General features: G+C 73.3%; 15 protein-coding genes and 3 tRNA genes. 15 read left to right on the plus strand and 3 right to left on the minus strand.

Annotated features, from left to right (window positions below; genetic code table 11):
• Positions 1-8: 8 nt before the first annotated feature.
• The 9 genes from ASF50_RS17640 to ASF50_RS17680 all read left to right on the plus strand — a co-directional run bounded on the left by ASF50_RS17640 (position 9) and on the right by ASF50_RS17680 (position 5,469).
• Positions 9-1,001, plus strand: a complete 993-nt coding sequence (locus ASF50_RS17640; protein WP_056905342.1) for a pirin family protein — start codon at positions 9-11, stop codon at positions 999-1,001.
• Positions 998-1,594 (plus strand): DNA-3-methyladenine glycosylase I, encoded by a 597-nt coding sequence (locus tag ASF50_RS17645; protein WP_056905343.1) that lies wholly within the window; start codon positions 998-1,000, stop codon positions 1,592-1,594. Before ASF50_RS17640 ends, ASF50_RS17645 begins: the two co-directional genes overlap by 4 nt.
• 9 nt (positions 1,595-1,603) lie before the next feature.
• Positions 1,604-3,031: an amidase gene (locus ASF50_RS17650; protein WP_056905344.1), complete on the plus strand. Its 1,428-nt coding sequence runs from the start codon at positions 1,604-1,606 to the stop codon at positions 3,029-3,031.
• A gap of 58 nt (positions 3,032-3,089) precedes the next feature.
• Positions 3,090-3,162 (plus strand) — tRNA-Thr (locus ASF50_RS17655).
• 56 nt (positions 3,163-3,218) lie between these two features.
• A tRNA-Met gene (locus ASF50_RS17660) sits at positions 3,219-3,295 on the plus strand.
• A gap of 36 nt (positions 3,296-3,331) precedes the next feature.
• Positions 3,332-3,502 (plus strand): 50S ribosomal protein L33, encoded by a 171-nt coding sequence (rpmG, locus tag ASF50_RS17665; protein ID WP_056864794.1) that lies wholly within the window; start codon positions 3,332-3,334, stop codon positions 3,500-3,502.
• A gap of 124 nt (positions 3,503-3,626) precedes the next feature.
• Positions 3,627-4,025, plus strand: a complete 399-nt coding sequence (locus ASF50_RS17670) for an FAS1-like dehydratase domain-containing protein (RefSeq protein ID WP_056905345.1) — start codon at positions 3,627-3,629, stop codon at positions 4,023-4,025.
• Positions 4,022-4,441 (plus strand): MaoC/PaaZ C-terminal domain-containing protein, encoded by a 420-nt coding sequence (locus ASF50_RS17675; RefSeq protein ID WP_414855748.1) that lies wholly within the window; start codon positions 4,022-4,024, stop codon positions 4,439-4,441. The genes ASF50_RS17670 and ASF50_RS17675 overlap by 4 nt, the downstream gene beginning before the upstream one ends.
• Complete coding sequence (locus ASF50_RS17680) at positions 4,438-5,469, plus strand: UDP-N-acetylmuramate dehydrogenase (RefSeq protein WP_056905346.1); 1,032 nt, start codon at positions 4,438-4,440, stop codon at positions 5,467-5,469. Before ASF50_RS17675 ends, ASF50_RS17680 begins: the two co-directional genes overlap by 4 nt.
• A gap of 15 nt (positions 5,470-5,484) precedes the next feature.
• Here the strand turns inward: ASF50_RS17680 and ASF50_RS19975 are convergent, their stop codons facing one another.
• Together ASF50_RS19975 and ASF50_RS17690 are read right to left on the minus strand one after the other, a co-directional pair.
• Positions 5,485-6,015 (minus strand): DUF4190 domain-containing protein, encoded by a 531-nt coding sequence (locus tag ASF50_RS19975; RefSeq protein WP_056905347.1) that lies wholly within the window; start codon positions 6,013-6,015, stop codon positions 5,485-5,487.
• Positions 6,016-6,112: 97 nt separating this feature from the next.
• Positions 6,113-7,141 carry an adenosine deaminase gene (locus tag ASF50_RS17690; RefSeq protein WP_056864790.1) on the minus strand — a complete coding sequence of 343 codons (1,029 nt, stop codon included), beginning with the start codon at positions 7,139-7,141 and terminating at the stop codon, positions 6,113-6,115.
• Positions 7,142-7,257: 116 nt separating this feature from the next.
• Here ASF50_RS17690 and ASF50_RS17695 point away from each other — a divergent pair.
• The 5 genes from ASF50_RS17695 (at position 7,258) to rplA (ending at position 9,905) form a co-directional block, all read left to right on the plus strand.
• Positions 7,258-7,330, plus strand: a tRNA-Trp gene (locus ASF50_RS17695).
• Positions 7,331-7,384: 54 nt separating this feature from the next.
• On the plus strand, positions 7,385-7,633 hold the full coding sequence (secE, locus tag ASF50_RS17700) for a preprotein translocase subunit SecE (protein WP_056865227.1): 249 nt from the start codon (positions 7,385-7,387) through the stop codon (positions 7,631-7,633).
• 91 nt (positions 7,634-7,724) lie between these two features.
• On the plus strand, positions 7,725-8,588 hold the full coding sequence (gene nusG, locus ASF50_RS17705) for a transcription termination/antitermination protein NusG (RefSeq protein ID WP_235557730.1): 864 nt from the start codon (positions 7,725-7,727) through the stop codon (positions 8,586-8,588).
• A gap of 86 nt (positions 8,589-8,674) precedes the next feature.
• Entirely contained in the window at positions 8,675-9,103 is a 429-nt protein-coding gene (gene rplK, locus ASF50_RS17710) for a 50S ribosomal protein L11 (RefSeq protein ID WP_056864789.1), read from the plus strand.
• 82 nt (positions 9,104-9,185) lie between these two features.
• The gene (rplA, locus tag ASF50_RS17715) at positions 9,186-9,905 is read left to right on the plus strand and encodes a 50S ribosomal protein L1 (protein WP_056864788.1); all 720 of its coding nucleotides are present in this window, start codon (positions 9,186-9,188) and stop codon (positions 9,903-9,905) included.
• 105 nt (positions 9,906-10,010) lie between these two features.
• Here the strand turns inward: rplA and ASF50_RS17720 are convergent, their stop codons facing one another.
• Positions 10,011-11,291, minus strand: coding sequence for an aminotransferase class I/II-fold pyridoxal phosphate-dependent enzyme (locus tag ASF50_RS17720; protein ID WP_056864787.1), 1,281 nt, complete (start codon positions 11,289-11,291; stop codon positions 10,011-10,013).
• A gap of 334 nt (positions 11,292-11,625) precedes the next feature.
• Between ASF50_RS17720 and rplJ the strand changes: the two genes are divergently transcribed.
• On the plus strand, positions 11,626-12,285 hold the full coding sequence (gene rplJ, locus ASF50_RS17725; protein WP_056864786.1) for a 50S ribosomal protein L10: 660 nt from the start codon (positions 11,626-11,628) through the stop codon (positions 12,283-12,285).
• The last annotated feature ends 5 nt before the right edge of the window (positions 12,286-12,290 follow it).

Consider the following 12,290-nt stretch of genomic DNA (forward strand, 5'->3'; position numbering starts at 1 on the left):
GAGCAGCGGTGAGCAACCTCGAGGAGCGTCCCGACGAGGTCACCTGCGTCGCGGGGTCGACGACCGTGGAGGTCGTCGCCCCGCGGCTGGTGCCGCTCGGTGGCCCGCGGGGCATGACGGTGCGACGCACGCTGCCCCAGCGAGGGCGCTCCCTCATCGGCGCGTGGTGCTTCCTCGACCACTACGGGCCCGACGACGTCGCCTCCACCGGCGGCATGGTCGTCGCACCCCACCCCCACACCGGCCTGCAGACCGTGAGCTGGCTGTTCACCGGCGAGGTGCAGCACCGCGACAGCCTCGGCACGGCCGCGATGGTGCGCCCCGGGGAGCTCAACCTCATGACCGCCGGCCGGGGCATCAGCCACTCCGAGGTGTCGCCCCCCGGCACGACCACCCTCCACGGCGCGCAGCTGTGGGTGGCCCTGCCCGACGGCGCCCGCTTCGTCGACCCCGCCTTCGACCACCACGCACCCGCACCGCGCACCGGGGACGGCTGGGTGGCCCGGGTGTTCCTCGGGTCGCTGCTGGGGGAGACCTCCCCGGTGTCCACCCACACCCCGTTGCTGGGCGCCGAGCTGCTGCTGGAGCCCGGGGCGCGGCTCGACCTCGACGTCGACCCCTCCTTCGAGCACGGGGTGCTCGTCGACACCGGCTCGGTCCACGCGGCGGGGGAGGCGGTCGAGGCCCACGAGCTCGCCTACGTGCCACCGGGAGCGGGCGTCCTGGCCCTGCACGCCGGCGCCGAGGGGGCGCGCCTGCTGGTGCTCGGCGGCCCGCCCTTCGGGGAGGCCATCGTGATGTGGTGGAACTTCGTGGGCCGCGACCACGACGAGGTCGTCGCCCACCGCGCGGCCTGGCAGGCCCAGGTCGAGGCCGGCGCGGGCGCCGACGGCTCCCCCGACCACGCCGTCGACGGTCCCTTCGGCGTCGTGCCCGGTGAGTCGCTGGCGCCGATCCCGGCCCCCGACCTGCCGCGGGTGCGGCTGCGCGAGCGCCGGTGAGCGGCACCGGGGTGGGGCCCGTCGTGGGGGAGGACGGCGTGGCACGGTGCCCGTGGGCGGGTGCGCCCGGCACGATGCGCGACTACCACGACCAGGAGTGGGGTCGGCCGGTGTCCGGGGAGTCGGCGTACTTCGAGCGGCTCACGCTGGAGGCCTTCCAGTCGGGCCTCTCGTGGTCGACGATCCTGGCCAAGCGCCCGGCCTTCCGCGAGGCGTTCCTCGGCTTCGACGCCGAGCGGGTGGCCGCCCTCGACGCCGCCGACACCGAGCGACTGATGGCCGACGCCCGCATCGTGCGCAACCGCCGCAAGATCGAGGCCGCGCTCACCAACGCCGCGGCGACGGTCGCGCTGCGCTCCTCCGGCGGCCTGGAGGCGCTGGTGCTCGAGCACGCTCCGCAGGCTCCTCCGGCCCCGCGCCACACCGGGGAGCAGCAGACCACCTCGCCGGAGTCCACGGCGCTGTCGAAGGCGCTGAAGCGGCACGGCTACGCCTTCGTCGGGCCGACCACGATGTTCGCCCTCATGGAGGCCGTCGGCGTCTTCGACCCCCACCTGCTCGGTTGCCACCGCAGGGGCGAGGTCACGCAGTAGCGTCCCGGCATGCGCGTGCACGCCTTCACCGACGACGCCCTGGCCGACCACGACGCCGTCGGCCTGGTCGCCGCGCTGCACAGCGGCGAGGTCTCGGTGCGCGAGGTCGTCGACGCGGCCATCGCCCGGGTGGAGCGGGTCGACCCGGTCCTCGGCGCGGTCGCCCACGCCGCCCACGACCGGGCCCGCACCGAGGCGCTCGACCCCCGGCCGGGCTTCTTCGCCGGGGTGCCGACGTACCTCAAGGACAACGTCGCGGCGGCGGGGATGCCCACGGGCGACGGCACCGACGCCTACACCGCGCCGGTGGCGAGGCGCGACGGCGACGTGGCCCGGATGGTCCGTGCGACGGGGCTCGTCGTGCTGGGCAAGACCCGGCTCTCGGAGTTCGGCTTCAACGCGGTCGCCGAGCACCCCCGCCTGGGGCCCGTGCGCAGCCCCTGGTCCACCGACCACCCGGCCGGGGCCTCGTCGGCCGGCGCCGCCGCGCTCGTGGCCGCAGGGGCGGTGCCGCTGGCCCACGCCAACGACGGAGGCGGCTCCATCCGCATCCCCGCCTCGGTCAACGGCCTGGTCGGCCTCAAGCCCACGCGCGACCGGCTGGCCCAGGACCGCGTGCACCGCGACATGCCCGTGCGCATCGTCAGCGACGGGGTGCTGACGCGCTCGGTGCGCGACACCGCCGCCTTCCTCCGCGAGGCCGAGCGGGTCTACCGCGCGCTCCACCTCCCGCCCGTGGGCGACATCACCCGCCCCGGTCGTGCCCGGCTGCGTGTGGCGTTGAACACCACCGGCCTGCGCCACGGCGCCAGCCCCGAGGTCGCGGCGCTGACCCGGGGCGTGGGCGCGCTCCTCGAGGACCTCGGCCACCACGTCGAGGAGGTCGCCGAGGTGCCCGCCGACGCGTCCCTCCCCGACGACTTCCTGCTCTACTGGGCCTTCCTCGCCTCCGCCGTGGTCCGCACCGGCCGCCTGGTCCACCGCCGCGACTGGCACCCCGAGCGGCTCGACCACCTCACCCGCGGGCTCGACCGGCACCTGCGGCGCCACGTGCACCACCTGCCCGCGGCACTGCTGCGGATGCGCCGGGCCCCCGACCGCTCCGCGGCCTTCTTCGCCCGTCACGACGTTCTGCTGACCCCTACTGTGGCCCACGAGACGCCGCTCCTGGGCCACCTGTCACCGACCCTCGACCACGCCACGATCGTGGAGCGGCTGCTGGCCTGGGTGGCCTTCACCCCGGTGCAGAACGTCACCGGCGACCCGTCGGTGTCGCTGCCCCTGGCGACCACCTCCTCGGGGCTCCCGCAGGGGGTCGTGCTGTCCGCCGGCGCGGGGCGCGAGGCCCTGCTGCTCGAGCTGTCGCTGGAGCTCGAGCAGGCCCGCCCGTTCGCCTCCGTGAGGGGGCCCGGAGCGGCTCCCGGGGCCGTGTCCTGAGCGTCGTTGCGGGCCGATTTTTCGATCCCGCCCGGCGTGTGTATGGTTCTCGGTCGTTGCCCCTTTAGCTCAGTCGGCAGAGCGTCTCCATGGTAAGGAGAAGGTCTACGGTTCGATTCCGTAAAGGGGCTCTGGCACAGGCGTGACGCCCCCCGGGCTACTCTGGGGGGCGCACTCCTGCCCGTGTGGCGGGGTAGCTCAGGTGGTTAGAGCACACGACTCATAATCGTGGTGTCGCGGGTTCGAGTCCCGCTCCCGCTACCAATCTCCGCACCCATCGACGACCCGCAAGGACTTCCCGTGGCCAGCAAGAGCTCCGACGTTCGCCCCAAGATCACGCTCGCCTGCGTCGAGTGCAAGGAGCGCAACTACATCACCAAGAAGAACCGCCGCAACGACCCCGACCGGCTCGAGCTGGCGAAGTTCTGCCCCCGCTGCCGTCAGCACCAGGCTCACCGCGAGACCCGCTGACGCCGCGTCCTCGACGCTCCACGACCCGCCCGGTTCCACCGGGCGGGTCGTCTGCTTTCCACGGGCCGCCCTCCAGGGCCACGCCGCGTCGTCCCGGCCGTCGGCTGCGACTAGGTTGGGGAGCATGCCAGTCGACTCCTCGCTCGTCGGTCGTGCCTACCCGCCCACACGGCCCTACCCGGTCTCGGAGGAGCGCCTCCGGGCGTTCGCGGAGGCCTCGGGCGGCTCCTGGGAGGGTGGCCCGGCCCCCGCGACGTTCCCGATCGTGCTCGCCTTCGACGCCATGAACGACTTCCTCGAGGCCGAGCAGGTCGAGCTGCGCCGCATCGTCCACGGCGAGCAGCGCTTCACCTACGCCCGCCCGGTGGTCGCCGGCGACGTGCTCACCGCGAAGCTGACCGTGGCGACGCTGCGCCAGATCGGTGGCAACGACATCATCGGCACCAGCAGCGACATCTCCGACGCCGACGGTGCGCTCGTCTGCACCGCCACCGCCACCCTCGTCCACCGGGGCGAGGCGTGAGCGCGGTGCCGGGGGCGGGGGCCCTGGTGAAGGGCGCCGTGCTGGAGCCGCGCACCTTCTCCGTGACCCGTGCCGACCTGGTCCGCTACGCCGGCGCCAGCGGCGACTTCAACCCGATCCACTGGTCCGAGCGCGTCGCGACGTCGGTGGGTCTGCCGGGGGTCATCGCGCACGGCATGTTCACGATGGCCCTCGCCGCGCGGGCGGTGGCCGACTGGACCGACGGCGCCGAGGTGGTCGAGCTGGGCTGCAAGTTCACCCAGCCGGTCGTCGTGCCCGACGACGAGGACGGGGTCGAGGTCGTGGTGGGCGCGAGCGTCAAGGAGGTCGACGACGGTCTGGTCACCCTCGCCCTCGAGGTCACCTGCGGGGGCACGAAGGTGCTCGGCATGCCCCGTGCCGTCGTGCGCGCATGAGCGAGCGGCTGGCCGACCACACCACCCTGCGCGTCGGGGGTCCGGCGCAGCGCTTCGTCACCGCGACCACCGAGGAGGAGCTCCTCGCCGCCGTGCGCGAGGCCGACGCGGACGCCACCCCGGTGCTCGTGCTCGGCGGCGGGAGCAACCTGGTCGTCGCCGACGAGGGCTTCGCAGGCACGGTCGTCGCCGTCGCCACCCGTGGGGTGCGGCCCGACGTCGACCCCGAGGAGGCCGCCGCCTGCGGCGGGGTCATGGTCGAGGTCGCCGCGGGGGAGGGCTGGGACGCCCTCGTCGCCCGTGCCGTCGAGGCCGGGTGGGCGGGCATCGAGGCCCTCGCCGGCATCCCCGGCGCGGTCGGCGCCACCCCGATCCAGAACGTCGGCGCCTACGGCCAGGAGGTCGCCTCCACCATCGCCTCGGTGCGCGTCTGGGACCGGGTGGACTCCCGGGTCCTCACGCTGGCCAACGCCGACTGCGGCTTCGGCTACCGCCACTCCCGCTTCAAGACCGAGCCCGGGCGCTTCGTCGTGCTCAGCGTGACCTTCCAGCTGCGCGTCGGCACCCTCGGCGAGCCGGTCCGGTACGCCGAGCTGGCGCGCGCCCTCGGCGTGGAGGTCGGCCAGCGCGCCCCGCTCGCCGACGTGCGCGCGGCCGTGCTCGGACTGCGCCGCGGCAAGGCCATGGTGCTCGACGCCGCCGACCACGACACGTGGAGCGCGGGCTCGTTCTTCACCAACCCCGTCGTGGCCCCCGGCGACCTCCCCGAGGGCGCCCCGGCCTGGCCGCAGCCCGACGGTCGCGTCAAGACGTCGGCGGCCTGGCTGATCGAGCACGCCGGCTTCGGCAAGGGCCACGGCTCGGGCCCCGCGACGCTGTCGACGCGTCACACCCTCGCCGTCACCAACCGCGGTGCGGCGCGGGCGGCCGACGTCCTGGCGCTGGCCCGCGAGGTCCGCGACGGCGTCGAGGCGCGCTTCGGCGTACGCCTGGTCAACGAGCCGGTGCTGGTGGGCTGCTCGCTGTGACCCCGGACCGGGTCCTCAGACCGAGGAGCCGGCGACCGCGAGCGTGACCAGCAGCACCGCCGCGAGCACGCCCAGCGCGAGCAGCGCGGTGCCGACGATGCCCAGGACCATGCCGGTGTTGGCCTCGCTGCGCCCGCTCCAGCGGCCCGGCTCGGCCTCGATCTCCCGCTTGGCCCTCGCCCCGACGTACCACGCGAAGGGCGACACCAGCACGGGCAGGCCGCACACGAACATGCCGCCGATCGCCACGATGCCGAGCACGAGGGCGGTGTTGGCCTGCGGGTGGGTGGTCGTCGGGGCCGCGTACCCGTAGGGCTGGCCGGCCCAGGGCTGCTGTCCGTAGGGCTGGCCGTAGGGCTGTCCGTAGGGCTGTCCGTAGGGCTGGGTCGCGGGCGGCTGTCCGTAGGGACCCTGCTGGGAGGAGGACCCGTAGGGGGCCTGCGGCTCGGGCGGCTGGCCCTGCCCGGACGCCGGAGCGTCGCCTGACCGTCCGGCGCCGCCGTAGGGCTGGTGCGTGGGGGGCATCGTCTCGTCGGGGTCGCTCACGGGCCGATCCTCCCACCCGGGACGCGTTCGCGGGGGCCGCCGCGGCGATCGGGACCGGGTGGCCGGGAGCAGCCGACCGGGTGCCGGGCGCGGGAGCCTAGGGCGCAGGGGCCCGCAGCCAGTCGTCGACCTCGGCGAGCGCGCGCTCACGCAGGTCGTCGGGAGCCCGGGAGGCCCGCAGCGACATCCGGGCCAGGTCGGCCAGCCGGGTGTCGTCGAGGTCGTGGGCGGCGCGCATCGTGGCGTACTGCCCGGCCAGGCGCGAGCCAAAGAGGAGCGGGTCGTCGGCGCCGAGGGCGACCTGGGCACCGGCGGCCAGCAGGGTGGGCAGCGGCACCGAGGTGAGGTCGCTGTAGACGCCCAGGGCGACGTTGGAGACCGGGCAGACCTCCAGCGCCACACCGGCCGCGACCAGCTCGTCGAGCAGGCGCGGGTCCTCGGCCGAGCGCACGCCGTGGCCCAGGCGGTCGGCCCCCAGGGCGTCGAGGCAGCGGCGCACCGAGGCCGGCCCCAGCAGCTCCCCACCGTGGGGGGCGAGCAGGAGGCCGGCGCGGCGGGCGATGGCGAAGGCCGGGCCGAAGTCCTCGGTCACCCCGCGGCGCTCGTCGTTGGAGAGCCCGAAGCCGACCACGCCCCGCCCGGCGTACTGCGCGGCGAGCCGGGCCAGGGTGCGGGCGTCGAGCGGGTGGCGGGTGCGGTTGGCGGCGACGACCACGCCGATGCCCAGGCCCGTGGCGCGCGAGGCCTCCGCCACGGCGTCGAGCACCAGGTCGGTGAAGGCGGTGATGCCGCCGAAGCGGGCGCCGTAGCCGCTCGGGTCGACCTGGATCTCCAGCCACCGGCCGCCGTCGCGCACGTCGTCCTCCGCGGCCTCGCGCACGAGCCGGCGCACGTCGGCCTCGGTGCGCAGCACCGAGCGCGCGACGTCGTAGAGCCGCTGGAAGCGGAACCACCCCTTCTCGTCGGCGGCGCTCAGCCGGGGCGGCCAGTCCTCCACCAGGGAGTCGGGCAGTGCGATGCCGTCGCGCTCGGCCAGCTCCAGGAGCGTGGCGTGGCGCATCGACCCCGTGAAGTGCAGGTGGAGGTGGGCCTTGGGCAGGGCCTGGAGGTCGCGCACGCCGGCCATCGTAGGGCTGGTCGCCCAGGGCGCCCGGACCGGTTTTTGGCGCCTGCCGGGTGCAGTGCGTAGAGTTCTCGACTGGCGGTCTGTCCACATGCTTCGGCATGCCCGCAGTCCGCCGGAGGGCACTAGCTCAACTGGCAGAGCATCGGTCTCCAAAACCGAAGGTTGGGGGTTCAAGTCCCTCGTGCCCTGCAGGACAACCGGTCGGACCCGACCGGTCGGACTCAACGAGGAGAGGTGACGGTCGTGTCGGACAGCAAGGCGGTCCGCGACCCGGGCGACAGCAGCACCGCGAAGCGCACGAGCCTGCCGACGTTCTACCGCCAGGTCGTCGCCGAGCTCCGCAAGGTCGTCTACCCGACCCAGGAGCAGCTGGTCACCTACTTCTTCGTGGTGATGGTGTTCGTCCTCGTGATGATGGCGCTCGTGTCGGCCCTCGACCTCGGCCTGGGCCGCCTGGCGTTCGCCGTCTTCACCGGCAACGCCGCGCAGTAGCGACGCGCACCCACCGCCAGCCCCCCGGGGCGGGCACCCGGCACCGGCCGACGCCGTGCCGACGACGAGACACAGACCTGATGGAGCACTTGTGACGGAGCAGCACGACTCGATCGAGACCGAGGAGACCGACGCGGCCCTCGAGACGTCGGGCAACCCCGACGAGGCGCCCGGCGCCGTCGACGAGCTGGGTCTGCCCCTCCAGGCGACCGAGCCCGTGGACGTCGTCGAGGACACCAGCGACTCCGAGGGCCTCCCCGGTGACGACGCCGAGGCCGACGCGGCCGATGAGGCCGACGGCGGGTCCGACGGTGACGAGCCCGACGAGGACGACCCGCTCGAGCGCTTCCGCCGCGAGCTGTGGGCCAAGCCCGGCGACTGGTTCGTCGTGCACACCTACTCCGGCATGGAGAACCGGGTGAAGTCCAACCTCGAGAACCGCATCATCTCCCTCAACATGGAGGACTACATCCACGAGATCGTGGTCCCCACCGAGGAGGTCGCGGAGATCAAGAACGGCCAGCGCAAGATGGTGCGACGCACCGTCCTGCCGGGCTACGTCCTCGTGCGCATGGACCTCACCGACGAGTCGTGGTCGGCCGTGCGCCACACGCCGTCGGTCACCGGCTTCGTCGGCAACAGCCACCAGCCCGTGCCGCTGACCATGAGCGAGGTCGAGGACATGCTCGCCCCCGCCGTCGTGGCCCGCGCCGAGGCCGAGGCCGTCGCGACCGGCACCTCGACCCCCGGCAGCGCCACCACCGCCAGGAAGCCCGTCGAGGTCGCCGACTTCGACGTGTCCGACTCCGTCATGGTGGTCGACGGTCCGTTCGCCACGCTCCACGCCACGATCACCGAGATCAACGGTGAGTCGCAGAGGGTCAAGGCCCTCGTCGAGATCTTCGGCCGGGAGACCCCGGTCGAGCTGAGCTTCAGCCAGATCCAGAAGGTCTGAGGCCCGGCCGCCCCCGAGGCGGCCAGCACCACGCACATGTGGCAGGGGGACCGCCCCCGTCATGACCACGGAAGAGAGAAGTAGAGATGCCTCCGAAGAAGAAGATCGCCGCACTGGTCAAGGTGCAGCTCCAGGCCGGCGCCGCGACGCCGGCCCCGCCGGTCGGTACCGCCCTCGGTCCGCACGGTGTCAACATCATGGACTTCTGCAAGGCCTACAACGCCCAGACCGAAGCCATGCGCGGCAACGTGATCCCGGTCGAGATCACCATCTACGAGGACCGGTCCTTCACCTTCATCACGAAGACCCCTCCGGCCGCCGAGCTGATCAAGAAGGCCGCCGGCCTCAAGAAGGGCTCGGGCGTCCCGCACAAGGAGAAGGTCGGCAAGCTGACCAAGGACCAGGTGCGCGAGATCGCCACGACCAAGCTCCCCGACCTGAACGCGAACGACATCGACGCCGCGATCAAGATCGTCGAGGGCACCGCCCGCTCCATGGGCATCACCACCGACTGACGCACCACCTCCACGCACCACGTGGCAGGGCCGCGCTGGCCCACCTGACCACACCTGGCATTCGACGAAAAGAGACCCAGACATGCAGCGCAGCAAGACCTACCGCGCGGCGGCCGAGTCGTTCGACAAGGACGAGATCCACGCCCCGCTGGCCGCGATCAAGATCGCCAAGACCACCAGCAAGAAGAAGTTCGACGAGACCGTCGACGTCGTGATGCGCCTCGGCGTCGACCCCCGCAAGGCCGACCAGATGGTCCGCGGCACGGTCAACCTGCCCCACGGCACCGGCAAGACCGCCCGCGTCCTCGTCTTCGCGAACGGCGACAAGGCCGAGGCCGCCCGCGAGGCCGGCGCCGACGTCGTCGGCGGCGACGACCTCATCGAGAAGGTCTCCGGCGGTTGGCTCGACTTCGACGCCGTCGTGGCGACCCCCGACATGATGGGCAAGGTCGGCCGCCTCGGCCGCGTGCTCGGCCCCCGCGGCCTCATGCCGAACCCGAAGACCGGCACCGTCACCCCCGACGTGGCCAAGGCCGTCACCGACATCAAGGGCGGCAAGATCGAGTTCCGCGTGGACCGTCACGCCAACCTGCACTTCATCATCGGCAAGGCCTCGTTCTCCGAGACCCAGCTGGCCGAGAACTACGCCTCGGCGCTCGAGGAGGTGCTGCGGCTCAAGCCCGCCAGCTCCAAGGGCCGCTACATCAAGAAGGTCACCGTCTCGACGACCATGGGCCCCGGTGTCCAGGTCGACCCGAACCGCGTGAAGAACGTCGCCTCCGACGACGAGGCCACGGCCTGAGCGCTGCGGTCCCGCGCGCCGCTGGCGCGCGACCGGCCTGACGACGAAGGCCCGGCGCCCCCGCGAGGGGGCACCGGGCCTTCGTCGTACGCCGGGAGCGCCGGCTCAGCCGCTGAGCGACTCGGCGGCCGCGAGCGCCACGCAGGTGGCGACGCCGGCCATCGCGGTCTCGACCTCGCCCAGCGAGGGGAAGGTGGGGGCCAGGCGGATGTTGCGGTCGCGGGGGTCCCGGCCGTGGGGGAAGGACGCCCCTGCCGGGGTCAGGGCGATGCCGGCCGCCTTCGCCAGCTCCACCACCCGCGACGCGGTGCCGTCGAGCACGTCGAGGTTGACGAAGTAGCCGCCGGTGGGACGGGTCCACTCCGCGACGTCGAGGCCCTCGAGCTCGGCGGTGAGGGCCGCGTCGACGGCGGCGAACTTCGGCGCGATGATCTCGCGGTGCTTGCGCATGTGCGCGCGCACCCCGTCGGCGTCGCCGAAGAACTCGGCGTGGCGCAGCTGGTTGACCTTGTCGGGGCCGATGGAGGCCATGCCGAGGTGGCGCAGGAACCACGCCTTGTTGGCCTCCGAGAGCGCCACGACGGCGACACCGGCGCCGGCGTAGGTGATCTTGGAGGTCGAGGCGAACATGATCGGGCGGTCGGGGTGGCCGGAGGCGGCGGCGAGGCTGAAGGCGTCGGCGCTCTTGACCTCGGCGTCGGTGAGGTGGTGCACCGCGTAGGCGTTGTCCCAGAAGACGCGGAAGTCGGGCGCGGCGGTCGGCATCGCCATGAGTCGCGCCGCGACCTCCTGGGAGCACACCGAGCCCGAGGGGTTGGCGTAGGTGGGCACGATCCACAGCCCCTTGACGCTCGGGTCGTCGGCGACCAGGGCGGCGACGGCGTCGACGTCGGGGCCGTCCTCGTGCATCGGCACCGTCACCATCTCGATGCCGAAGTCGGCCAGCATGGAGAAGTGGCGGTCGTAGCCGGGCACCGGGCAGACGAACTTCACGACCTCCTCGTCCTTCCAGGGGCGGTCGACGCCCGGCGCCCCCCACAGCAGGAGGTCGGTGACGACCTGGTGCATCAGGGTCAGGCTGGAGTTGCCCTGGCACAGCACCTGGGCGGTCTCGACGCCGAGGAGGTCGGCGAAGATCTCACGCAGCTCCAGGAGGCCCTCGAGACCGCCGTAGTTGCGCACGTCGGTGCCGGCCCGGTCCGTGGTGGTGGTCGGCAGCGAGAGCAGCCGGTCGGAGAGGTCGAGCTGCTCGCTCGACGGCTTGCCGCGGGTCAGGTCCAGCTTCAGGCCGCGGGCCTGGAGGGCGGCGTAGTCGTCGGCGCGTGCCGAGCGGTAGGCCGCGAGGTCGTCGGCGGACAGGGTGCTGAGCGGGGCTCGCTGGGTCATGCCCCGATCCTGCCAGCGTCGCGGGCCGCGGGCACGCGCGGTCCGTGGCGGGAGGGGGGCCGGTGCCGGCGTCGGGAGGGGTGCGGTGCCGGCGCAGCGGCGGGCCGCCCGCGATTTGGGTGCGCCCCGCCGCGCGGCGTACTGTCCTGCCTTGTAACCAGAGACCGCCGGTTGTCGTGTCGCACCAGCAGCACGATCGAAGGCTCCGCGAGAGCGGACGACCCGCGCAGGATGCAGAGCAGCTGATCGCAACGATCCCCGCCCTGAGCCTGCGCTCGGGGCGTTCGTCTTTTCCGGGGATCGGGCGGTGGTCTCCCAGATCGGAAGGAGACCCATGTCGCGAGCTGACAGGCAGGCGGCTGTCGCGGAGATCGTGGAGTCGTTCAACGACGCCGCGGGCGCCGTGCTGACCGACTACCGCGGTCTCACCGTGAAGCAGCTGCAGGAACTGCGGCGCTCCCTCGGCGAGAACGCCAACTACGCCGTGGTCAAGAACACGCTGGCCAAGATCGCCGCCAACGAGGTGGGCATCTCAGGCTTCGACGACCTGCTCGCCGGCCCGACCGCGATCGCCTTCATCCAGGGCGACGTCGTCGAGGCGGCCAAGGGTCTGCGTGACTTCGCCAAGGCCAACCCCGCCCTGATCATCAAGGGCGGTGTCCTCGACGGACAGCCCCTCGACGCCGCCGAGATCGCCAAGCTGGCCGATCTCGAGTCGCGCGAGGTGCTCCTGGGCAAGATGGCCGGCGCCATGCTGGCCAGCCTCAGCCAGGCCGTCTACCTGCTCAACGCCCCCCTCGCCCAGGCCGCCCGCGTCGCGGGTGCGCTCCAGGCGAAGGCCGAGCAGGACCCCTCGATCCTCGCAGGTGGTGCCGGCACGCCGGCCGCCGCCGAGGAGGCCCCGGCCGAGGCTCCGGCCGACGCCGATGCCCCCGCCGACGAGGCGCCCGCTGCCGCGGACGCCTCTGACGAGGGCGACGCCACCGAGGCCTGATCCGT

This window comes from Nocardioides sp. Leaf307, from assembly GCF_001423135.1.
Taxonomy (GTDB): Bacteria; Actinomycetota; Actinomycetes; order Propionibacteriales; family Nocardioidaceae; genus Nocardioides; species Nocardioides kribbensis.